Origin of the sequence: Pseudomonas sp. SJZ080 (assembly GCF_007828295.1) — a bacterium.
In the GTDB taxonomy this organism is placed as follows: domain Bacteria; phylum Pseudomonadota; class Gammaproteobacteria; order Pseudomonadales; family Pseudomonadaceae; genus Aquipseudomonas; species Aquipseudomonas migulae_A.
In genome coordinates this window covers 1-22076 of sequence record NZ_VIUK01000021.1, presented here as the reverse complement: position 1 = coordinate 22076, position 22076 = coordinate 1, and the positions used below count along the sequence as shown (strand labels likewise).

22 protein-coding genes and 1 pseudogene are annotated in these 22076 nt (G+C 60.7%); 11 read left to right on the top strand and 12 right to left on the bottom strand.

Going from position 1 to position 22076, the window contains the following annotated elements; all coding sequences use genetic code 11:
* Positions 1–53: 53 nt before the first annotated feature.
* From FBY04_RS23650 to FBY04_RS23635, 4 genes are all read right to left on the bottom strand, one after another.
* Complete coding sequence (locus tag FBY04_RS23650; RefSeq protein ID WP_145317271.1) at positions 54–1742, bottom strand: ATP-dependent DNA ligase; 1689 nt, start codon at positions 1740–1742, stop codon at positions 54–56.
* Positions 1739–2773, bottom strand: a complete 1035-nt coding sequence (locus FBY04_RS23645; RefSeq protein WP_145317268.1) for a ligase-associated DNA damage response exonuclease — start codon at positions 2771–2773, stop codon at positions 1739–1741. Before FBY04_RS23645 ends, FBY04_RS23650 begins: the two co-directional genes overlap by 4 nt.
* A gap of 197 nt (positions 2774–2970) precedes the next feature.
* Positions 2971–5421, bottom strand: coding sequence for a penicillin acylase family protein (locus FBY04_RS23640; RefSeq protein ID WP_145317265.1), 2451 nt, complete (start codon positions 5419–5421; stop codon positions 2971–2973).
* Positions 5422–5672: 251 nt separating this feature from the next.
* Positions 5673–6320: a glutathione binding-like protein gene (locus tag FBY04_RS23635; RefSeq protein WP_084321787.1), complete on the bottom strand. Its 648-nt coding sequence runs from the start codon at positions 6318–6320 to the stop codon at positions 5673–5675.
* Positions 6321–6466: 146 nt separating this feature from the next.
* Between FBY04_RS23635 and FBY04_RS23630 the strand changes: the two genes are divergently transcribed.
* Complete coding sequence (locus tag FBY04_RS23630) at positions 6467–7027, top strand: cysteine hydrolase family protein (protein ID WP_145317263.1); 561 nt, start codon at positions 6467–6469, stop codon at positions 7025–7027.
* Between the two features lie 102 nt (positions 7028–7129).
* Here FBY04_RS23630 and FBY04_RS23625 read toward each other — a convergent pair whose 3' ends face one another.
* The 4 genes from FBY04_RS23625 to FBY04_RS23610 form a co-directional block, all read right to left on the bottom strand.
* The gene (locus tag FBY04_RS23625; protein ID WP_007906737.1) at positions 7130–7339 is read right to left on the bottom strand and encodes an SEC-C metal-binding domain-containing protein; all 210 of its coding nucleotides are present in this window, start codon (positions 7337–7339) and stop codon (positions 7130–7132) included.
* Complete coding sequence (locus tag FBY04_RS23620; protein WP_145317260.1) at positions 7336–7830, bottom strand: LEA type 2 family protein; 495 nt, start codon at positions 7828–7830, stop codon at positions 7336–7338. Before FBY04_RS23620 ends, FBY04_RS23625 begins: the two co-directional genes overlap by 4 nt.
* 135 nt (positions 7831–7965) lie before the next feature.
* Positions 7966–8442 (bottom strand): YchJ family protein, encoded by a 477-nt coding sequence (locus tag FBY04_RS23615; protein WP_145317257.1) that lies wholly within the window; start codon positions 8440–8442, stop codon positions 7966–7968.
* Between the two features lie 4 nt (positions 8443–8446).
* Entirely contained in the window at positions 8447–8944 is a 498-nt protein-coding gene (locus tag FBY04_RS23610) for a DUF6231 family protein (protein WP_084321783.1), read from the bottom strand.
* A gap of 190 nt (positions 8945–9134) precedes the next feature.
* On the opposite strand from FBY04_RS23610, the gene FBY04_RS23605 reads away from it, so the two are divergent.
* The 4 genes from FBY04_RS23605 to FBY04_RS23590 all read left to right on the top strand — a co-directional run bounded on the left by FBY04_RS23605 (position 9135) and on the right by FBY04_RS23590 (position 11819).
* The gene (locus FBY04_RS23605; RefSeq protein ID WP_145317254.1) at positions 9135–9830 is read left to right on the top strand and encodes an OmpA family protein; all 696 of its coding nucleotides are present in this window, start codon (positions 9135–9137) and stop codon (positions 9828–9830) included.
* A gap of 91 nt (positions 9831–9921) precedes the next feature.
* Positions 9922–10641 (top strand): OmpA family protein, encoded by a 720-nt coding sequence (locus tag FBY04_RS23600; RefSeq protein WP_145317251.1) that lies wholly within the window; start codon positions 9922–9924, stop codon positions 10639–10641.
* 148 nt (positions 10642–10789) lie between these two features.
* Positions 10790–11068: a DUF1145 domain-containing protein gene (locus tag FBY04_RS23595; RefSeq protein ID WP_084321780.1), complete on the top strand. Its 279-nt coding sequence runs from the start codon at positions 10790–10792 to the stop codon at positions 11066–11068.
* On the top strand, positions 11061–11819 hold the full coding sequence (locus tag FBY04_RS23590) for a collagen-like protein (RefSeq protein WP_145317249.1): 759 nt from the start codon (positions 11061–11063) through the stop codon (positions 11817–11819). Before FBY04_RS23595 ends, FBY04_RS23590 begins: the two co-directional genes overlap by 8 nt.
* 80 nt (positions 11820–11899) lie before the next feature.
* Here FBY04_RS23590 and FBY04_RS23585 read toward each other — a convergent pair whose 3' ends face one another.
* On the bottom strand, positions 11900–12364 hold the full coding sequence (locus tag FBY04_RS23585) for a CopD family protein (RefSeq protein ID WP_084321778.1): 465 nt from the start codon (positions 12362–12364) through the stop codon (positions 11900–11902).
* A gap of 99 nt (positions 12365–12463) precedes the next feature.
* On the opposite strand from FBY04_RS23585, the gene dinG reads away from it, so the two are divergent.
* From dinG to pdxH, 5 genes are all read left to right on the top strand, one after another.
* Entirely contained in the window at positions 12464–14608 is a 2145-nt protein-coding gene (dinG, locus tag FBY04_RS23580; RefSeq protein ID WP_145317247.1) for an ATP-dependent DNA helicase DinG, read from the top strand.
* 95 nt (positions 14609–14703) lie between these two features.
* Complete coding sequence (locus FBY04_RS23575; RefSeq protein ID WP_145317245.1) at positions 14704–17214, top strand: beta-galactosidase; 2511 nt, start codon at positions 14704–14706, stop codon at positions 17212–17214.
* Between the two features lie 241 nt (positions 17215–17455).
* Complete coding sequence (locus tag FBY04_RS23570) at positions 17456–18601, top strand: serine hydrolase domain-containing protein (protein WP_084321776.1); 1146 nt, start codon at positions 17456–17458, stop codon at positions 18599–18601.
* A gap of 114 nt (positions 18602–18715) precedes the next feature.
* Positions 18716–19807, top strand: coding sequence for an OmpA family protein (locus FBY04_RS23565; protein WP_084321775.1), 1092 nt, complete (start codon positions 18716–18718; stop codon positions 19805–19807).
* A gap of 24 nt (positions 19808–19831) precedes the next feature.
* Positions 19832–20479: a pyridoxamine 5'-phosphate oxidase gene (gene pdxH / locus FBY04_RS23560; protein WP_084321774.1), complete on the top strand. Its 648-nt coding sequence runs from the start codon at positions 19832–19834 to the stop codon at positions 20477–20479.
* 5 nt (positions 20480–20484) lie between these two features.
* On the opposite strand, the gene FBY04_RS23555 is transcribed toward pdxH, so the two are convergent.
* Positions 20485–20721: a 30S ribosomal protein S3 gene (locus FBY04_RS23555; protein WP_084321773.1), complete on the bottom strand. Its 237-nt coding sequence runs from the start codon at positions 20719–20721 to the stop codon at positions 20485–20487.
* Positions 20722–20889: 168 nt separating this feature from the next.
* On the opposite strand from FBY04_RS23555, the gene FBY04_RS23550 reads away from it, so the two are divergent.
* The gene (locus FBY04_RS23550; protein WP_084321772.1) at positions 20890–21354 is read left to right on the top strand and encodes a glycine zipper 2TM domain-containing protein; all 465 of its coding nucleotides are present in this window, start codon (positions 20890–20892) and stop codon (positions 21352–21354) included.
* Between the two features lie 67 nt (positions 21355–21421).
* On the opposite strand, the gene FBY04_RS23545 is transcribed toward FBY04_RS23550, so the two are convergent.
* Both FBY04_RS23545 and FBY04_RS23540 read right to left on the bottom strand, forming a co-directional pair.
* Positions 21422–21676, bottom strand: coding sequence for a colicin E3-like toxin immunity protein (locus tag FBY04_RS23545; RefSeq protein WP_145317243.1), 255 nt, complete (start codon positions 21674–21676; stop codon positions 21422–21424).
* A gap of 7 nt (positions 21677–21683) precedes the next feature.
* Positions 21684–21971, bottom strand: a pseudogene (locus FBY04_RS23540) (colicin E3/pyocin S6 family cytotoxin); the annotation flags it as partial.
* Positions 21972–22076: the final 105 nt, after the last annotated feature.

Here is a 22076-nt window from a genome sequence, read left to right as displayed (position 1 = left end):
AATGACCGTGTTATCGTTCATCGCCAGCAAGCCGGCGCCTGCAGGAGAGCGGGTCAGCCGAGCAGATCCTGCAGGGTCGCGAGATTGTCAGCCTCGTCAACAGTCTTGTCCTGCCGCCACCGAAGCATTCTGGGAAACCGCACCGCGATACCGCTCTTGTGCCGTTTGGACAGAGCAATCCCCTCAAACCCCAATTCAAATACCAGGCTCGGTTTCACGCTGATGACTGGCCCGAATTTCTCCACTGTAGTCTTGCGCACGATGCTGTCGACCTGGCGCATTTCTGCGTCGGTGAGCCCCGAATAGGCCTTGGCGAACGGCACCAGGGTACGTTCGCTGGCGTCGGGCGGGCCGTCCCACACGGCGAAGGTGTAATCGCTGTAGAGACTGGCCCGGCGGCCATGCCCGCGCTGCGCGTAGATCAGCACCGCGTCGACGCTGAACGGGTCGACTTTCCATTTCCACCAGACGCCCATGTCCTTGGTGCGACCCACGCCATACAACGCGTCGCGGGACTTGAGCATCATGCCCTCGACGCCCAGGCTGCGGGAGGCTTCGCGTTGGCGGGCGAGGTCGAACCAGTCTTCCCCGGTGAGCACAGGGGAGGGCAGTAACACCGGGTTGTTGCAGTGGGCGATGACGTGCTCCAGTTGGGTGCGACGCTTGGCTTGTGGCTGGTTGCGCCAGTCTTCGCCCGCCCATTCCAGCAAGTCGTAGGCGAGGACAACCACCGGCACGTCATCGAGAATTTTCTTGCCCAGGGATTTTCGGCCGATCCGCTGTTGCAGCAGGGCGAACGGTTGCACCGCGGGCGGCGTTGGCGCCAGTGGATCGAAGGCATCTTCGGTGTCCCTTGGTGCGGTTTTCCAGGCCACGATTTCACCGTCGATCACCGTGCCGTCGGGCAGGCCATGGACCAGGCTGTCGAGTTCCGGAAAGCGTTCGCTGACCAGCTCTTCACCGCGTGACCAGATCCACAGTCGGCCGTCGCGCTTGACCACTTGGGCGCGGATGCCATCCCACTTCCATTCCACTTGCCAGTGGCTGGCCGGGCCGAGCAACCCTTCGAACTGTTCGACCGGTTGCGACAGTGCATGAGCCAGAAAAAACGGATACGGCTGACCGCCACGCCGAGCATGTTCATCCGACGATTCGGCGGCAATCAGCTTCAGGTAGCTGGCCGCGCTCGGGCGATTGGACAGGTCGGTGTAACCCACCAGCCGCTGGGCCACGCGTTTACTGTCGAGCTGCGCCATGGCCGCCAAGGCGCGGGTCACCAACAATTTTGAGACACCGACGCGCAAACTGCCGGTGATCAGTTTGATGCAGAGCATCAGGCTGGGGCGGTCCAGTTGCGACCAGAGTCCGGGCAGTTGTTCGGCGAGCACTTGGGGAGATTCGCCGCGCAACGGCAGCAGTTTTTCTTCGATCCACACCGCCAATCCGTCGGTGGAACTGTGGGGTGTTTCGGGCAGCACCAGCGAGATGGTTTCCGCCAGATCGCCAACCGCCTGATAACTCTCCTCGAACAACCACGGCGACAGGCCGGAATACGCCACGGCGAGTTCATGCAGGATGCGCACCGGCACCAGTTGGCGAGGGCGTCCGCCGGACAGAAAGTACACCGCCCATGCGGCGTCTTCCGGCACGGCCTGGGCGAAGTAGTGTTGCATCACCGCCAGTTTGGCGTTGCTCGAGGTCGTGGCATCCAGTTCCGCGTACAACTCGGCGAAAGCCTTCATGGCAGCACCTCGGCGCTCTCGGGTTCGGTGGTTGCGATGTCTTCTTCATCATCGCCGTATTCGGTGGTGAACTCTTGGGCGTCGAGACCTTGTTCGCGCAAATGGCGCACCAGGACCGCCACCGAACCGTGGGTGACCATCACGCGTTCGGCGCCGGTTTGCTCGATGGCCCAAAGCAGGCCCGGCCAGTCTGCGTGGTCGGATAGCACGAAGCCACGGTCGACACCGCGCCGCCGCCGCGTGCCGCGCAAACGCATCCAGCCGCTGGCAAAGCCATCGCTGTAGTCACCGAAACGGCGCATCCAGGTGCTGCCGCCAGCGGAAGGCGGGGCCAGGATGAGCGCCTTGCGCATCATCGGGTCACTCTTTTGTACATCGCCGGCGTAGATCGTCGGCGGTAAATAAACGCCACTTTCGCGATACACCCGGTTGAGCGGCTCGACGGCGCCGTGCACCAGAATGGGGCCGAGGCTGGCGTCGATGCCGTGGAGAATCCGCTGCGCTTTGCCGAAGGAATAGCAAAACAGCACGCTGGCCTTGTCTTCGGCGGCGTTGGCCTGCCACCACTGATTGATCTCGGCGAACACCTGCGCCTGGGGCTGCCAGCGATAGATCGGCAGGCCAAACGTCGATTCGGTGATGAAGGTGTGGCAGCGCACCGGCTCAAAGGGGGCGCAGGTGCCATCGGGCTCGATCTTGTAATCCCCCGAGGCGACCCAGACTTCGCCACCGTATTCCAGGCGCACCTGTGCCGAGCCGAGCACATGGCCGGCGGGATGGAAACTCAGGGTGACGCCGTGGTGCAGCAGTCGTTCGCCATAGGCCAGGGTTTGCAGGTTGATGTCCTGGCCCAGTCGCGCGCGTAAAATCCCTTCGCCGGGCGCGGCCGCCAGATAGTGCTGGTTGCCGCCTCGGGCATGGTCGCCGTGGGCGTGGGTGATGACCGAACGCTCGACCGGCCGCCACGGGTCGATGTAGAAATCGCCTGCGGGGCAGTACAAACCTTCGGGGCGCGCGATAACAAGTTCCATGTCGTTACCAAAATGGAGGGACTTGTTAGCTATGAGGTTTGGGCGAGGTCAGAAGTTCTATCGATATTTCACAGGAAAATGACATTCCAATGTGGGAGCGGGCTTGCTCGCGAAAGCGGTGTGTCAGCCAATATCATCGTTGACTGACACACCGCTTTCGCGAGCAAGCCCGCTCCCACATTGGACGGTGGTGCCCCTTACTTGCCGGGTGTCAGCGTCAATCGCTTGGTCCCGTACACCTTGTCGTAATTCTGCGGTTGCATCGGCAAACTCACGTATTGCCCCTTGAGCCAGGGCTCCACGCCGTTGAGGTAGTTCGGGCTGGCAGGATTGCCGGACTGACCGGTGCCGTTCTGGCCCATCAGCGGTTCGGCCTGGCCGAAGTCGACGATGAAGCGCATGGCCGGCGCCAGCGTGGTGTTGAAATCCTGGCCCCAGGCGAATGCCGAGGTGTTCAACGTGGTGTGATCGCCACCGGCCGCGAGCGGACCGCGAACGGTCTGGCCGCTGGCATTCTTCCACTCATAACGGTGCAGTTTGCCCCACTGCCAGGCTTTGTGATCGCCACCCAACTGGCTGTCGCCGGCAGTAATGGCGGCTGCAAGGCTGCGGGCAAGAATCGTCGGTTTGTCTTCTTTCTGCGGTGTGCGCGCGTCATCCCAGAATGGGCTGTCTTCACGGCCCAGCAGGTGATCGGCCTGGGCCGCGTAGGACAACTTGCCGTTGGCAATAAAGGCTTTCCACGCCGGGCTGCTTTCCGGGCCCAGTTCGTCGAGGAAGATTTGCTTCGTGCTTTCTTGCAGGAACAACTCGTAAATCGCCGCATCGGCGGAGGTCGGGGCGAGTTTGCCGTCGAACGCCTTCAGGCGGGTCAACGCTTCCTGAGCCTTGCCGCGTTCAGCGACCGGCAGTGCCTCGATAGCTTGCTTCAGCGGCTGGGCCATGCCCGGTGCTTCAAACATCTTTTTCAGTTTGGCGGCGAACGTAGTGGTCTGATCGTATTGCATCGCGATCACACTGCGCGTGTCGTGTTTGCCCACACCGGCCAGTTCGGCCATGCGTTCGCCACGCTCCGGTGCCGACCAGGAATTGGACAGCTGCATGCCGTAGCCATGGGGAATGACCCGCTGGTTGGCGGTGCCGAGCCAGCCTTGCGCCGGGTCCTGATCGTATGGGTGCAGCATTGGGTCGGCGTAACCGTCCCAGTCGTAACGACCTTCCCAGCCCGGCGACGGCAGCAGGCCTTCGCCTTCACGGCGGTTCGGGTAACGGCCGGTGACTTGCCAGCCGATGTTGCTGGCGTCGGCGAAGACCAGGTTCAGCGTGATCGCGCGGATTTCACGGCTGGCGTCCGAGGCTTTCTCGACGTTCTGCGCACGGGACAGGTCGAAAAAAGCATCCAGTGATTTGTCATCGGTGAAGTTCGGCGTCTGCAATGCCAAACCCAGGCCGTTATCCAGCGCTGTGCCTTTGGCGCTGTTGAGCAGCGGTCCGTGGCGGGTTTCGTACACCGCTTCGCGAATCGGCCGCTGGCCTTTGACGAAATAGGTTTCGTTGCGAACGATAGCCGGCTGCCATTTGCCACCGACTTCGTAGGAAAGCCCGTTGCCCTGGCGTTTGATCTTTTCCAGGAACAGGTCCTGGTTGTCGCCCATGACCGAGGTCATGCTCCACGCCACTTTGCCGTTGAAGCCGCCCAGCACCATCGGCAAACCGGCGATGGTCACGCCGGACGCTTGGTATTTCGGCGTACGAATCTGCACGTAACTGAACAACGACGGCACGCCCAGCGGACCATGGCTGTCGCTGGCCAGCAGGCTTTTGCCACTGCGGCTGCGTTGCGGGGCGATCGCCCAGTTGTTCGATGACGTGGCGCCCAGCAGATTCAGGTCGGACAGTTGGCCGGTGGCCTTGCTGATTTCGGCGAGTCCTGGAATCGTCCCGTTGAGCTTGAGGCCCTGAAGTTTTTCGGCTTCGGCCACCGGCAGTTTTTCGTCGGGGGCGGAGGGTGTCAGCCACGGGAGTTTGTCGGTGGTGACCGATTGGGCCAGCACCAGCGAGGAAATTTCCTCGGGCAGGTTCGCCGATTGGCTGAAATTCAGCAGGCAGAAAATCAGCGCTGAGTCTTCCGGTTTCCAGTACTCGGGTTTGTAGCCGGTGGCCGCGAGGTCTGCCGGGAGTTTGTCGCGGTAGCGGAACAGGTAGGCGTTGACCCCGCGGGCATAGACTTCGAAGAAGCGTTTGAGGCGCGGCGACGACGCCTTGTACAACTCGCCGGCGCTTTTCTTAAGGTTGACGGCGCGCATGTAGCGGTCGGCGTCCAGCAGGTCCGAACCGGACATCTCCGACAAACGACCTTGGGCCAGCAGCCGCAGGGTGACCATTTGCGTGATGCGGTCGCTCGCGTGCACGTAACCGAGGGTGAACAGTGCGTCGTGGAACGTGCTGCTTTCGATCAACGGCATGCCCATGGCATTGCGGCGCACCGAAACGTTCTGCGCCAGACCCTTGAGCGGCTGCACGCCGGTGGTCGGCGGGAGGGTGTCCTGAGTGTTCCAGGTCTGACATCCGGTCAGGCTCAAAACACCGGCCACTGCTGCGGCAACGCCGAACCGGGGAAGAAAATGTGTAAGGGCTGGCGAGGCCATGGCAAAGCTCCTGCGGGGGTAGAGGCGCAATAAAGGCGCTACGTTAGAGAGCAGGAGGTGGCCGCGCAAGCGGGGTATGGGGTTATTTCAGGATTTGTCTGCCGAACGAGCGATGATCGCAGCTTTCGCCAGGTGGACACAGAACCTGTAGGAGCCGGCTCGCTGGCGATAGCGGTGTAACAGTCGACATAAATATTGAATGTCAGACCGCTATCGCCAGCAAGCCGGCTCCTACAGGTTTGGCGTCAATTTCAGCTGGCTTTAGGTGGGTTGACCTTCGCCGCGAGTGCATACGCCTTCACCGTCGCCGGCCGATTCTGGATGTGGTTGAACCAGCGCAGCACATTCGGGAAATCTTCGAGGTTCTGGCTCTGCCACTTGTGGGAAACGATCCACGGGTAGATCGCCATGTCGGCAATGCTGTATTCGTTGCCGGCGACAAACTCATTGTTCGCCAGTTGCTTGTCGAGTACGCCGTAAAGGCGCGCCGTTTCGTCGATGTAGCGCTTGATCGCGTAAGGGATTTTCTCCGGCGCGAACTGGCTGAAGTGATGATTCTGCCCGGCCATCGGCCCCAGCCCGCCCATCTGCCAGAACAGCCATTGCAGCGCCTGCTGGCGACCGCGCAGGTCTTTGGGCAGGAATTTGCCGGTCTTTTCCGCCAGGTAAAGCAGAATCGCCCCGGACTCGAACAGCGACAAAGGTTCCCCGCCATCGGCGGGCTCATGATCGACGATCGCCGGGATTCTGTTGTTCGGCGAGATTTTCAGGAAGTGCGGCTGGAACTGTTCGTTCTGGCTGATGTTGATCGGGTGCACGTTGTAAGGCAGTCCGGCTTCTTCCAGGAAAATCGAGATTTTGTGGCCATTGGGGGTGGTCCAGTAATACAGGTCGATCATGAAGTACTCCACATCAAGAGACGTCGTAAGGGATGGACAGCAACCGCGGGCGTCAGGTCGTCCTGTTTGCGATCGAGAGCTTGCCTGTAGGAGGAGGTGATGCTGAAGTGCGTGAAATTCAATGACCTTGCGTGAGAAAAGTCGGCATGGAGCTCAAGACCAACGCGGCACTGATCATCATCGATCAACAAAAAGGCATTTTGGAGCCCAGGCTCGGCCGGCGAAACAATCCTCAAGCCGAGGAGCGGATTCTCGAGCTACTGGGTCTTTGGCGTCGAACCGGGCGACCGGTGATTCACGTCCAGCACCTGTCCCGTTCGCCGGACTCGGTGTTCTGGCCGCAGCAATCGGGCGTGGAGTTTCAGGAGCGGTTCCAGCCATTGGCCGGCGAGCAGCTGATTCAGAAACAGGTGCCGGATGCGTTTTGTGCGACAGGGTTGGAGGCGAAGTTGCGCGAGGCGGGGATCGATCAGTTGATCATTGTTGGCGTTGCGACCAACAACTCGGTGGAGTCCACGGCGCGAACGGCCGGGAACCTGGGATTTGAGACGTGGGTGGCGGAGGATGCGTGTTTTACGTTCGACAAGGCGGATTACTTTGGTAATGCCCGTTCTGCCGAGGACGTGCACGCCATGTCGCTGGGGAATCTGCAGGGCGAGTACGCCACGGTTGTCAGCACGGTGCAGATCCTGAACGCCGACCTGTAGGAGCCGGCTTGCTGGCGATGAACGATAACGCGGTCAATCTGAAACACCGCGTCGATCCGATCGCCAGCAAGCCGGCTCGTACAGAAGAATGGGGTTAACCCATCAAGCGCCGTGGCACTTCTTGAATTTCTTGCCGTTGCCGCATGGGCAAGGATCGTTGCGGCCGACATCCTTCAGGGCGTTGCGTACCGGTTCCTGGTGCGCGTGGCCGCAGTTCGGGCCGTGAACATGGCCATGGTCGTGATCATGGTGGTCGTGATGGTCATGATCGTGGTTGCAGTCAGGGCCATGGACGTGGGGTTGCTGGGTCATCGGGTGTGCTCCGGAATTAAATCGGCGGGGATTATCACGCCTTTGCGCGCCAGGTGCACGTAGTGCGCGATGAACACACCGGTTTCCAGCTCACCTTCCAGCCGATAGGGGACGGGTTGATCGGTTTTTTTCAGCATCTTCACCAGGTCCCGCACCTTGGGCCACAGGTTGGTGCGGATCGGCACCTTGAAATACCCGCTGCGTTTGGGGCTGATCGTAAACCAGTGCTCGTGCTCACCCTCGGTCAGCAGCATGTCACCCAGATGAATCCGGTATTCGAGGCCGCGCACCGTCAGGTCGCTGTCACGGGGATTGTCGACACGAAAGTACAGCGTGAAACGCTGCTGCATCAGTTTGGCCTGGACGACTTCGACCTTGACCAGGTGCACCGCGGGTTCCGGCTCATCCTCGCTGAACCAGGACGCGCAACCACCGAGCCCGAGACACAGGAGCAGGGTGAGTGTATGTAAGACGCGTCGTCGGGTAGTCATGGTGATGTTTCTCCCTTGAGCACCAGTCTAGCCCCAAAAGATCGCAGCCTTCGGCAGCTCCTACGGTGTGTACGCCATACCGATGTAGGAGCTGCCGAAGGCTCGGGCCGCGATCGGACGATCTTTTGCGTCATCTCACGCGCCGAAATACCCCGCGCAGCACTTCTTGAACTTCTGCCCGCTGGCGCAAGGGCAGGCATCGTTGCGTCCGGCCTTGAGTGGCACGGTGGGGTCGATGAAGTACCAGTGGCCGGCGTTCTGCACGAACGACGAACGCTCTCGGTGGCTGTGTTCGCCGTTGCCGTCGTGCCAGCGAGCGGTGAACGTCACGAACGCGTGTTCTGGCTGACCGCCGAACACCTCGGAGCTTTCCACCTCAAGACCCAGCCAGGTGCTTTGGGCGCTCCAGTCGCTGATGGACTGTCGATCCAGGCCCGCTTGTTGCTCGGGCAGGGTGGTCGCCACCAGATAATCGATCAGGCCCATTACATAAGCGCTGTAGCGCGAGCGCATCAAGGCTTCGGCGCAGGGGGCCGGGTGACCGGCATGGTAATGACCGCAGCAGGCATCGAGCGGGTTGCCGCTGCCGCAAGGGCAAATGGATGTACTCATTGCGTTACCACCAATATTTCCCGAAGTTTTCCGGATTGGCCCAAAACCGTGAGTTGAGCCAGTCGGGCACTTGTTTGTAGTCAAGCAGATCGTAGGTGAACAGGGTCAACACCTGATCGTCGCGCTGGAAACGTTCGCTGGCTTGCAGGGCCAGGGAGAAAAAATCCGTCTCCTGCCAGCCACTGGCGGGCAAGTCCGCAAGCACCGCAATGCGACTGGCATTGAGGTTGCGGATCCCGCCGAGCAAGTTCAGACCGTCACGCTTGGGCAAGTGTTCGAGGCAATCGACCACCAGCGCCAGATCAAAGCGGCGCGCCGCCAGCTCGGCCGGCAAGGGTCCGGGCGCCGCATGGGCAACGCAGGTGTCCGGGTGCGCCAGCTTGAACGCTTCAAGCGCGGGAAACTCACTGGCGCCGATCAGCAACAGGCGCAGCGGGGCGTAACGATCCAGCAAAGCGGCCAGCGCCTGTTGCGGCGTGCGCGAAGAAATACCTGCAATCATCGAAGTTCCTCAATCAGAGCGCCAAGACTAGCCTGCCCAAACGCCCAGATATAGAGCGGCTTAGCGGCAAAAGTGCCGATCGCCCGTGAACACGGGATAAAAACAGGCATGGCCTATTGCTGGCGGAGATTAAAACTCGGGTCTTTACTCCCTGAATCGGTTCTAAGCCGATCCCTCAGGAGAAAACTAGATGAGCATAGTTCGGACAGCATTACCCTTGGTTCTGCTAACCAGTGTGTTGACTGGTTGCGCAGGTTTGCAGAAAACCGACTGGCCGACCTGTGCGGCAGTCGGTGGTGTGATCGGTGCGGGTCTCGGCGCGACCGAGAGCTCGGCATGGGCAGGGTATGGCGCGCTGCTGGTCGGCGGTACCGCCGCTGCCTATTGCTGGGTTCACGGTGATGGCGACGAAGACGGCGATGGCGTGCCGGACAGCCGCGACAAGTGCCCGGGTACGCCTAGAGGCGTGAAGGTCGATGCCGATGGTTGCCCACCACCAGTCCCTACACCAGTGGTTGAAGAGGCGGTTGTGGTCAAGGAAGAAACCATCGTCATCCGCGATGTTCACTTCCAGTTCGACAAAGCCACACTCACTCCTTCCGACAAGCAGGTACTCGACAAAGTCGCCTCTCGCCTGAAACAGGAATCGTCCACCGCACGCCTGACCGTAACCGGCCATACCGACAGCGTGGGCAGCGATGCCTACAACCAGAAACTGTCTGATCGTCGCGCGCACTCGGTGGTTGAATACCTCGTCCAGAGTGGTGTGCCTCGCAGCAGCTTCGTGTCGGTGACCGGTGCCGGTGAAAGCCAGCCTGTTGCCGATAACAAAACCGCTGACGGCCGTGCGTTGAACCGTCGTACCGAAATCAAAATCGAGCGTTGAGTCCCTTCCGCTCCGCGGCTTGTGCAGTCGCGGATGCGGGTCTTTACTCCTGTGTGACCGGCATCTGCCGGTAACACAGGAGCTTTCAACCATGTGCCTGATCCCAAGGACCCTCTTGCCGGTTCTGCTGCTTGGCAGCCTGTTGACCGGTTGCGCGACTCACAGCGATGGCACTGCCCCCCTCAATCAACGAACCTGGCCAATCTGCAGCGTTATCGGCGGTCTGGTCGGTGGAGGTCTGGGCGCACTGGAGAGTAGCGGTTGGGCGGCGGGCGGAGCGGCATTGGGCATCTTGACCGGCGGCTTGATCTGTTACGCCCAGGACGGCGACGAAGACGAGGACGGGGTCTTCGATCGACGTGATCGCTGCCCGGATACGCCGGCCAATACTCCGGTCGAACATCATGGTTGTCCGCTGCCGCAATACCCGGCCAGTGTGAAACCCGCTGAGCCTGCACAATCTGAAGTCATCACCCTGAGCGATGCAGGCGATGTGTTGTTTGCGTTCAACAAATCTGACCTGACGCCCTCGGCGCAAAGTCAGCTGGATTCGCTCATGCCTAAACTGCAGAGCGCCGATGTGGTCAGCATCAAAGTGATCGGCCATACCGACAGTGTGGGGTCGGACACCTATAACCAGGCGCTCTCGGAACGACGCGCCAGCAGCGTGGCGGCTTATTTATTGGGCATGGGCCTGGCGCCGAACAAACTCACCAGCGAAGGCCGGGGCGAAAGTCAGCCCGTGGCCGATAACGAAACAGACGAAGGGCGGGAGAAAAACCGACGCGTAGAGTTGCACATCAATCGCTGAGCCGCGTGATAGAGCCGTCGGGCAATCATTGCGGTTGTTCCGACAGCCATTCGGCGGCCTTCATGAAGAATTTTCCGTTGCCCTCTGGCTTATCCCGCGTGGAAGCCGTTACTGTGCGCGCAAAGAATAATTCTCAACGGAGGAGCGTATGAAGGTGTTTTGGGCGCTGGGTAAGCTGTTGACCCTGCTGTTCTGGCTGGTGGTGCTGGTCAATCTGATGACACCGTTTGTCAATCCGCTGCACCTGTTGGTCAATCTGGCCGGCGGCCTGTTGGCGTGCCTTCATCTTCTTGAGGCGCTGTTCTGTTTGCGCAGCCTCAGAGGTCGCGCCCACCCTTGGCGTGATCGCTTGAAGATTGTCTTTTTCGGTGTTTTCCACCTGCAAACCATTCCGGCTCCTGCCGTACCAAAGGCATCCCATGCGTAAACTCTGTCTGCTCGCCGCTCTCATCAGCCCGCTCGCCTGTGCCCAAGTGGTCAGCGTCGAAACCAACTCGCTGATGCGCCTGCCCAACACCGCCAGTACCTTGCAGCTGGAACGCCTGGAAGTGGCTGATTACGGCACCTTGCTGATTCCCTCGAACGTGACCGAAGTCACCGTGGGCGAATTGCACCTGGGGCGTGAAGCGCGGATCGCCATCGTGCCGAGCGAAAATGCCCTGGAGTTGAAGATCAACCGTGCCGAACTCTCCGAAGGCAGCCAGATCACCGCTCGCGGCGCACCGGGCACTTACCTCAAGGCGGCTCGCTCGGGGCGCAATCTGAATGTTCAGATCAAGGCACTGAATGCTCCGCAGTTGTGGGTTGACGCACGCGGTGGCGTAGGGGCACCGGGTTTTGTCGGCCTCGATGGCGCCAACGGCCAGGCACCGGGATGCACCTGGGGCCAGGCCGGTCGCGGGGCCGATGGCAGCAATGGCAGCGATGGACAGCCGGGTGCGCCGGGTGCGCTGGTCAGGCTGGAAGTGCCGCGTGATTACCCGGCGGAGCAGATCAAGGTTCAAGTGGCGGGCGGCGCGGGTGGTCTGGCCGGTCCTGGCGGTAAGCCGGGGGCGGGAGGCAAGGCCAAGGGTTGCATCGTTTACAAGGCCGATGGTGGCAAGAGCGGCAAACCTGGCACTGACGGCCAACCGGGGCCTGCGGGTGCGGCGGGTTCGGTGACCGTACAACGATTGTAAGAACGACCGATAATCGGGGCTGTGGCGAGGGGACTTGTCCCCTCGCTACAAAGCCCTCTAGCCACAAAGTCCGCGCAGCTTTAAAGCATCGGCCGCGCGGCGGCAATCGCTACCAACACCAACCCAACGATCAGATTTATCCCCACCAGCTTGCGAATCCTCCCCAGCACCGCAGCTCCCGTCGGCCAGTCCTGCGCCGTCACCGCTGCGCGCAATTCCGGCAACAGCAACGCTTGAATCCGGATAAACAGCGCCGTCATCACCACATACAACCCCATCATCACCTGCACATAACGCGGCGCGCTTTCAAAACCGGCGTATTGCAGATGGATCATGCCCACGCCGCTGACCGGCAACAGCACCACCGCGATCCAGACCCAGCGGAAAAAACCTTGAAACACTTCTACCCACAGCTTCAACCGGGCCGGGCCTTCCAGCGCCTTCATCGCCGCAGGACGCAAGACCATCCAGGCGAAAAACATGCCGCCGACCCACACCAGGGCGGACAGGACATGCAGGGTGTAAACGATGCCAAAAGGTGTCATTGAGGTACTCCGTTCTGCGCGGGATTAATTAGCGGGGTATGATAGCGGCCGAACCGAACCACTGAAAATTTATCCAGCGTTTTTTGCGCCCGACAATCCATGATCAGCACCGAACTCAAAACCACGATCCAGGGCGCCTATTCGCGTTTTCTCGAAGCCAAGAGCCTCAAGCCGCGCTACGGCCAACGCCTGATGATCGCCGAAATTGCCAAGGTCCTCGGTGACATCGACACCGACGACGAAGGCCGGCGCAGTGGCGACCCCGCGATTGTCGCGGTGGAAGCCGGCACCGGTACCGGCAAGACCGTGGCCTACAGCCTGGCGGCGATCCCGACCGCGAAAGCCGCTGGCAAACGCCTGGTGATCGCCACCGCCACCGTGGCCCTGCAAGAACAGATCGTCTACAAGGATCTGCCCGACCTGATGCGCAACAGCGGGCTGAATTTCAGCTTTGCCCTGGCCAAAGGGCGTGGGCGCTACATGTGCCTGTCCAAGCTCGACATGTTGCTCCAGGAAGGTCACGCACAAACCGCCACTGCGCAGCTGTTCGAAGAAGAAGGCTTCAAGATCGAGGTCGATGAGGCCAGTCAGAAGCTGTTCACCAGCATGATCGAGAAACTCGCCGGCAATAAATGGGACGGCGACCGCGACAGTTGGTCCACCGCCCTGGAAGACGCCGATTGGGCGCGCCTGACCACCGATCACAGCCAGTGCACCAACCGTCATTGCCCGAACTTTGGCCAGTGCGCCTTCTACAAGGCCCGCGAAGGCATGGGCAAGGTGGACGTCATCGTCACCAACCACGACATGGTCCTGGCCGACCTGGCATTGGGCGGCGGTGCGGTTCTGCCGGACCCGCGCGACACCATCTATGTGTTCGACGAAGGTCACCACCTGCCGGACAAGGCCATCGGCCACTTCGCTCACTACACGCGCCTGCGTTCCACCGCCGACTGGCTGGAAACCACCGCCAAGAACCTCACCAAATTGCTCGCCCAGCACCCGCTGCCGGGCGATCTGGGCAAGTTGATCGAACAGGTGCCGGAGCTGGCCCGTGAGATCAAGACCCAGCAACAGTTCATGTTCTCTGCCTGCGAACAGGTCGCCGATTTCAAACCCGGCGAAGACGTCGAGGGCCGTGAACGGCCGCGTCACCGTTTCGTCGGCGGGGTGATTCCCGAGCACATGCGCGAAATGGGCGTCGAGCTGAAGAAAGGCTTCGCCCGTCTCACCGACCTGTTCACCCGGCTCACCGAACTGCTCAAGGAAGGCATGGACGGCGAGGTCAACATCGGCATCGCCAGCAACCAGGCCGAAGAGTGGTATCCGTTGTTCGGCAGCCTGTTGTCGCGCTCGTCGGGCAACTGGGAATTGTGGGTCGCGTTTACCGCTGAAGACCCGGAAGACAACCCGCCCATGGCCCGTTGGCTGACCCTGGCCGAAAGCGGTTCGCTGTTTGACATCGAGGTCAACGCCAGCCCGATCCTCGCGGCGGAAATGCTCCGTCGTAATTTGTGGAACGTCGCTTATGGCGCACTGGTGACCTCGGCGACGCTGACGGCGCTGGGCACCTTCGACCGTTTCCGCATGCGTGCCGGCCTGCCGAAAAAAGCCGTGACCGCCGTGGTCCCGAGCCCGTTCCATCACGCCGACGCAGGTGTGCTGCGAGTGCCGGACCTGAAAGCCGACCCGCGTGATGCGCCGGCCCACACGGCAGCGATCATCCGATACCTGCCGCAACTGGTTGAAGGTTCGCGCGGCACGCTGGTGCTGTTCTCCTCGCGCAAACAGATGCAGGACGTGTTCGACGGTCTTGACCGCGACTGGCGCAAGCAAGTGTTCATTCAAGGCAACCTGTCGAAACAGGAAACCCTGAACAAGCACAAGGCGCGGGTCGATGGCGGTGATTCCAGCGTGTTGTTCGGCCTGGCGAGCTTCGCTGAAGGGGTCGATTTGCCGGGTGCGTACTGCGAGCACGTGGTCATCGCGAAGATTCCGTTCTCGGTGCCCGATGATCCGGTCGAAGCGGCACTGGCCGAATGGATCGAAGCCCGTGGCGGCAATCCGTTCATGGAAATCTCCGTGCCGGACGCTTCGCTGAAACTGGTCCAGGCCTGCGGTCGCTTGCTGCGTACCGAAGAAGACCGCGGCACCATCACCTTGCTCGACCGTCGCCTGGTCACCCAGCGCTATGGCAAAGCGATCCTCAATGCGTTGCCGCCATTCCGACGAGAAATTTCCTGATACAGCGGTGGGCAAATCCGCTCGCCGCGTTGTCTATCTCTCTGCCATCGCTTTTCCATTGGCCCATTGAGGTCGTTAGGGAGAATTTCGTTCTCATGATTCGCCGTTCCTTGCCCGCCGTATTTGCCCTGCTGTTCGCAACGCCCTTGTTGGCCGCTCCCGCAGGCCAGCAGACGCTGTTCAACTTTGTGCGCCCCGCCGACGTGGTCCAGGTGGCGACTCAGGACGCCAGCCTGCCGCAATCCAATGCGGAGCAAACGGCCGAAGGCGAAGTGCTCCGTCGGGTGACGTTCAACCCCGTGGCACAGCCAACCCTGCGTTTGACTCCACAGACCGGTGCCTGGGACTGGTCGCAGTCGGGCATGATGAGCCTGCGGATCCAGAGCGCGATGAACTGGGCCGTGACTCTCTACGTGAAAATCCAGAGCAACGATGGCAAGACGCTGATCAGTCGCGTCGACCTGCCGGCCGGTCCTGCGCAGACCCTGCTGGTGCCATTGGTCGCCACTTCGCCGCTGAGCCAGGGCATGAAGGCCGGGCCGCCGATGCCGATGACCGTCGACGGTCAACGCATCCTGTTGGCCAGCAGCGCCGGTGAACTGGATCGTACTCAGGTGGTGTCGGTGACCTTGTCCATGGATCAGCCGAAAGTCGCCCAAAGCATCCTGCTGGAACGCTTTGGCGTGCAGGACAGCGAGGGCGTGACCCAAGCCGTTTATGGCGGGCTGGTGGACGCGTTCGGGCAATCGACTCGAGCCAAATGGCCGGAAAAGGTCAGCAGCGACGAGCAACTCAAAAGCGCCGCCGCCAAGGAACAGCAACAAACCAAAACCTGGCTGGCCGAGCGCGAGAAGTCTTCGCTGGATAAGTTCGGTGGCTGGATAAAAGGCCCATCGTTCAAGGCCAGCGGCTTTTTCCGCACCGAGAAACGTGACGGTCGCTGGTACCTCGTGACCCCGGAAGGGCATCCGTTTTATTCGCTCGGGGTCAACACCGTTACCCCGGACGTCAATCAGACTTACATCGCCGGCCGCGAGTGGATGTTCGAGTCGCTGCCAAAACCCGACGAGCCGCTGGCCAGTCACTTTGGCGAAGGCGACAACCGTGGCGGCAATGGCGTCGATCAGGGCCGTGCCTATAACGCCGGTCGCTGGTACGACTTCTATGGGGCCAACCTGCAGCGTTTGTATGGCGCCCCTTGCGCACTGGGCAGTGACACCAAGGCCGGTGTCGCCGAAGCGGCCAAGGCCGATGCGGTTGAGGCAACGGTCGAAAAAGCTGCTGAGCAACCCGTCATGCCTGTCACGGCCGAATCCGGTGTCGCCGAAGCCGCCAAGACTGGCGCAGAGGAAGCAACCGTCGCGAAAGCGGCTGAGCAGAAACCCGCCGAGCCCTGCACAGCAGTGATTGATGAGCAACGATGGGCCAGCCACACCCTGGATCGCCTGCAAGCCTGGGGTTTCAACACCGTCGGCAACTGGAGCGCCCCGGCACTGGCCAACGCTGATCGCGTGCCCTACACCTTGCCGCTGTCGATCGTCGGCGATTACGCCAGCATCAGCACGGGCACCGACTGGTGGGGCGGAATGCCCGACCCGTTTGATCCGCGTTTCGCCATGGCCACCGAGCGTGCCGTGGCCATCGCCGCCCGCGATCATCGCGACGATCCGTGGCTGATCGGTTACTTCGCCGACAATGAACTGGCCTGGGCCGGTCCCGGTGACGACCCGAAAGCCCGCTACGCGCTGGCCTACGGCACCTTGAAAATGACCACCGACGTGCCGGCCAAACGCGCGTTCCTCAAGCAACTGCGCGACAAATACCGCAATCAGGCAGGCCTTTCCAAAGCCTGGGGCATCGACCTGCCGGCGTGGGAGTTGATGGAAGACCCTGGCTTCGTACCGCCGCTGCCAAGCGCCGAACACCCGGAAATCGAAGCCGACTTCAAATACTTCCAGAAGGTCTTCGCTGACACGTACTTCAAAACCATTTCCGACTCGCTCAAGTGGCACGCGCCGAACCAGCTGTTGCTGGGCGGTCGCTTTGCCATCAGCACCCCGGAAGCCGTGGAATCCTGCGCGCAGTATTGCGATGTGTTGAGCTTCAACATGTACACCCTGCAGCCACAGGACGGTTACGACTTCGTAAAATTGCGCAGCCTGGACAAGCCGGTGCTGATTACCGAATTCAACTTCGGCTCGGTCGACCGTGGCCCGTTCTGGGGCGGCGTGACGCAACTGGCCAAGGAAGAAGACCGCGGCCCGGCGTACGCCAGCTTCCTGAAGCAGGCGCTCAGTGAACCGTCGATTGTGGGCGTGCACTGGTTCCAGTACCTCGATCAACCGGTGACCGGCCGTCTGCTGGATGGTGAAAACGGGCACTTTGGGTTGGTCGGCATTACCGATCTGCCGTTTCAGGGCTTTGTCGACAGCGTGCGCAAAAGCAACCTGGCGGCCGTTGATCAGTTGAGTAAAGAGGCCGAGAAGACCAAGGCTGAAGCGGATAAAGCCAGTCACGATGCCGTGGGCGGGCGAAAAGCTGAAGCCGGCAAAGGCCCGGGGAAGGGCACCGGGCAGGCGGGTGGGCATTCCGGGAATGGTCATTAAGGCCTGAGACCGCGTTATCGTTCTTCGCGAGCAAGCCCGCTCCCACTTTAGACCGCAGTGACCAGGCGGACGCGGTCTAAGGTGGGAGCGGGCTTGCTCGCGAAGGCGTCCGCAAGGGCGCCATAAATATCTGATCAATTCCATGGGCCAACTGACCGCCCAGCCCGCCCCTGTTCCCAAAACCATCAATGGCTGGAACAATGCGGGCCACTTTGTAGAGCATTGTCCGAGGGAGTAGCGGGTGCAGATTCAGGGTCATTACGAACTCAGGTTCGAAGCGGTGCGTGAGGCGTTCGCCGCGTTGTTCGACGATCCCCAGGAACGTGGCGCAGCGCTATGCATCCAAGTGGGTGGCGAAACTGTCGTCGACCTCTGGTCCGGTACCGCCGACAAGGATGGCCATGAGGCCTGGCACAGCGACACCATTGCCAACCTGTTCTCCTGCACCAAGACCTTCACCGCCGTCACGGCCCTGCAACTGGTGGCCGAAGGCAAGCTGCAACTGGACGCCCCGGTTGCCCGCTACTGGCCCGAATTCGCCGCCGCCGACAAGGAATCCGTCACCCTGCGTCAATTGCTCTGCCATCAGGCCGGTCTGCCGGCGCTGCGCGAGTTGCTGGCTCCCGAGGCGCTTTACGAGTGGCACACCATGGTCGACGCCCTGGCGGCCGAAGCGCCGTGGTGGACGCCTGGCACCGGTCATGGTTATGCCGCGATCACCTATGGCTGGCTGGTCGGCGAGTTGCTGCGTCGGGCCGACGGACGTGGGCCGGGCGAGTCGATCGTGGCCCGAGTCGCCAAACCGCTGGGGCTGGATTTCCACGTCGGTCTGGCGGATGAAGAATTCCATCGCGTGGCGCACATCGCCCGTGGCAAGGGCAACGTCGGCGATGCCGCGGCCCAACGCTTGCTGCAAGTGACGATGCGCGAACCGACGGCCATGACCACGCGAGCGTTCACCAACCCGCCGTCGGTCCTGACCAGCACCAACAAACCCGAGTGGCGGCGCATGCAGCAACCGGCGGCCAATGGCCACGGCAATGCCCGCAGTCTGGCCGGGTTCTACGCCGGTCTGCTCGACGGCAGCCTGCTGGAAAGCGAGATGCTCGATGAGCTGACCCGCGAACACAGCCTTGGCGAAGACAAGACGTTACTGACCCGGACCCGTTTCGGCCTGGGTTGCATGCTCGATCAACCGGACGTCCCCAACGCCACTTACGGCCTTGGTCCACGAGCGTTCGGCCATCCGGGCGCTGGCGGTTCCATCGGTTTTGCTGATCCGGAGCACGATGTTGCCTTCGGTTTTGTGACAAATACACTGGGGCCTTATGTCTTGATGGATCCGCGTGCGCAAAACCTTGCGCGGGTACTGGCCACTTGTCTGTAAAACGCGCTCAACGGTTCCAGGGCCGGAACCCGAAGGCCTTTATGTTTTCCAACCGTCTGTTTATCCGGGTCATACCGGCCTGATTTTTTATGATTTCATTTTTGTGGATATCCAATGTCACTCAATAAAACCACCCTCGCTTTGGCCCTGTGTGTCGCTGTTACCGGTTGTGCGCAGACTCCACAAAATGATTCGGATGGCAGCAGCTGGTGGCCGTTCGGGTCCTCCGATAAAGTCGCGGCGAAACAGCCGGCTCCGGCTCCGGCACCTGTGAAACCAGTCGCTGCGGCCCCGGTGGTAAAGGCTGAAAGCTCCAGCCATTGGTACTGGCCGTTCGGCTCCGATGAAGCGACCGATAAAAAACCAGAGGTAAAACCTGAAGCCAAGCCGGTCGAAGTGGCCAAGGCTGAGGCCGATGCGGGTGGCAAATGGTGGTGGCCGTTTGGCGGCAAGGAGCAGAGCACCGCTAAAGTTGTGCCGATGCCTGATCCGAAAGTGACCCAGGCCTGGCTCGATGACTACGAACCGCGCTTGCGCGAGGCGATCAAGGACAGCAACCTGCAACTCGAACGCCGTGAAAACGTGCTGGTGGTGACTGCGCCGGTAGAAGGCTCGTTCAACCCCGACCGTCCGGCCATGTTGCTGCCGGTCACCTTGGGTCCGTTCACTCGCGTGGCGAAAATCCTCGAAGTCGATCCGAAGACTGCCGTGCTGGTACTCGGTCACAGCGATACCTCGGGTGCCGCACCGGCCAACGTAAAATTGAGTCAGGAACGGGCACAAGCCGTGGCGGCGATCTTCCGTCTCAGCGGCTTGCAGCGTGATCGCCTGATGTTGCGCGGCATGGGCGGCGAAGCCCCGCGAGCAGCGAACGACAGCAATGAAGGCCGTGCCTTGAACCGTCGTGTGGAACTGTTGGTGACTCCGCAAAACACCATGGTCGCGCTGTTGAGCAAATACAACATGCCAGCCCCGGCGCCGGTAAAATTGGTTGCAGCCCAGGACGTCAAGCCAGTGGTCAAGCCCGTCACGCCTGCTCCTGCCGCGAAGAAAGCCGCTGTGCCTGCCGCGAAAAAAGCGCCGGCCAAGAAAGCCGCCGCCAAAAAGGCACCGGCCAAGACTGCAACGCCGGCTAAAAAGACCGCGCCGGCCAAAGCTGCTGCAACTGAAAAGAAAGTCGTTGCCGCCGATGCTGTGAAAAAGTGATTCGTTAACCAAAAGGAATGCGCCATGACCCAGGGCCTGGCTGATATGCGTCGCGACTACACCCGAGATGGCCTGACCGAGGCACAAGCCCCGGCCGAGCCGTTCGCGCTTTTCCATCAGTGGTTCGCTGACGCGGTGAAAACCGAACAGGCGCCGGTGGAAGCCAACGCCATGACCCTGGCCACCGTCGACCAGGACGGTCGGCCGCATTGCCGCATTCTGCTGCTCAAAGGCCTGGACGAACACGGCTTCACGTTCTTCACCAACTACGACAGCGCCAAGGGCCAGCACCTGGCCGTGAATCCGTTCGCGGCCATGACCTTTTTCTGGCCGGCCCTGGAGCGCCAGGTGCGCATCGAAGGTCGGGTGGTGAAGGTCACGCCTGAAGAGTCCGATGCCTATTTTCAGGTCCGTCCACTGGGCAGCCGCCTCGGTGCCTGGGCGTCACCGCAAAGCCGCGTGATCGCCGATCGCGCCGAACTGGAAGCGCTGCTCAAGAACACCGAGCAACGTTTCAGCGATACACAGCCTCATTGCCCCGAGCACTGGGGCGGCTATCGCCTGTTGCCTGAGCGCATCGAATTCTGGCAGGGCCGTTCGAGCCGTCTGCACGATCGCCTCAACTACCGCTTACAGGGCGCCGACTGGATCCTTGAACGTCTGGCACCCTAAGCAGTCTACCGACCGGGATAGCCTGCCGCAGCAGCCTCCAGCCACTGAGGCAGGTCCCGACGCTTGATCTTCTGCGCTTGCGCGTTCGCCAGTTGCTGGAGCATAAAGACTTTCTTATGCTCGTCGTCTCCAGCCAAGGCTAACGCCAGGTCGCGGTCCATCCAGCGTTTGATCCGTAAGTACAACCACCCATGGAAGTACAGACCGGCGACAGTGGTGACGACAATGATGAAGTAATCCATGACAATTCCTGGTTCAGCGGCGCAGCTTCCGCCATTTGCCGCTACTGTGTGCTGAGTTCGTGGAGGCGCCTGTACCTGGCCTGAATCAAACCAATTTTATCCGGGCCACGTCGTGACAGGCGTCAAGCTGCGGAGTTTAATGAACACCTGTCCTTTGGAGTTGATGCTATGCGTAAGTCTGTTCTGCTGGTTGCTTCCTTTTCCACGATGGCAATGTTGCTCACTGGCTGCCAATCGAGCTTGACCGGTGACTCCTATTCCCGTGACGAAGCGCGTCGTGTGCAGACCGTTCGCATGGGCACCATCGAATCCCTGCGTCCGGTGAAAATCGAAGGCACCAAGACCCCGATTGGCGGCGCTGCGGGTGCAGTGGTCGGCGGTGTCGGCGGCAGCGCCATCGGCGGCGGTAAAGGCAGCATCGTTGCTGCTGTCATCGGCGCCGTCGCCGGCGGCCTGCTCGGTTCTGCCACCGAAGAAGGCCTGACCCGCACCCAAGGCGTCGAAATCACCGTACGTGAAGACGACGGCAGCATGCGCGCCTATGTTCAGCAGGTTCAGGAAAATGAAGTGTTCCGCGTGGGTGAGCGCGTGCGGATTGCTACTGTAGATGGTACGAGCCGCGTTTCGCACTAAGCGGGAACGAAGGTAAAAGAAAACCCCGATCAGGTGACTGGTCGGGGTTTTGTGTTTTTTGGGGGAATTACCATACCTTCCGATATCGAAATGCAACTTGGTAATCAAAAGCGGCAATATTGATCTTATGCTTGAACAGAGGCTGAAGCTCTGGCACCCACGCCGATAAAACGTCAAATCCACCGTCGTAGATCTCGCTTTCCGCCATCAGGCCTAATGCATCGATTACTGAACCGTCATCACCAAGATCAACGGAGTATTCTTTTCCGGCTGCTATTTCCGTTTCTTTGTCATACCAGTCCAATCTGATCTTCAGTCCCATCTTGGCCTCACAAATACTTTTTAATACTGCGGTTTTTTTTAGGCGGGTCTATTTGCTTGCCTGTCAGGTGGTCGAACGAGCCTAGATGGCTTCCATCGCTTGCCCGATAAGCTTCCAGCTCCCCATGCAAAGAGTCCCATTCATAAATTGTTCGGCCTTTGGCATCAATCCAACGCTCTCGAAGTCCACCGCCCCCTTGTCGTGGGGTTTTCTTTTTTGCTTCTTTCAAGCCCAAGAAACCAGTGATTTCCTCTGTTTCAGGTGCAGAGTGATAGTCGTGATCGGGGTTAGGAGCCCGTCTTCCTTGGACTTGCCCCTACCAAACCGGACACCAACTCCCCGTTAAATTGATGTTCCCGCTAAGCGCCTGAACTCCCTCGGTGAACGATATTTCAAGGCG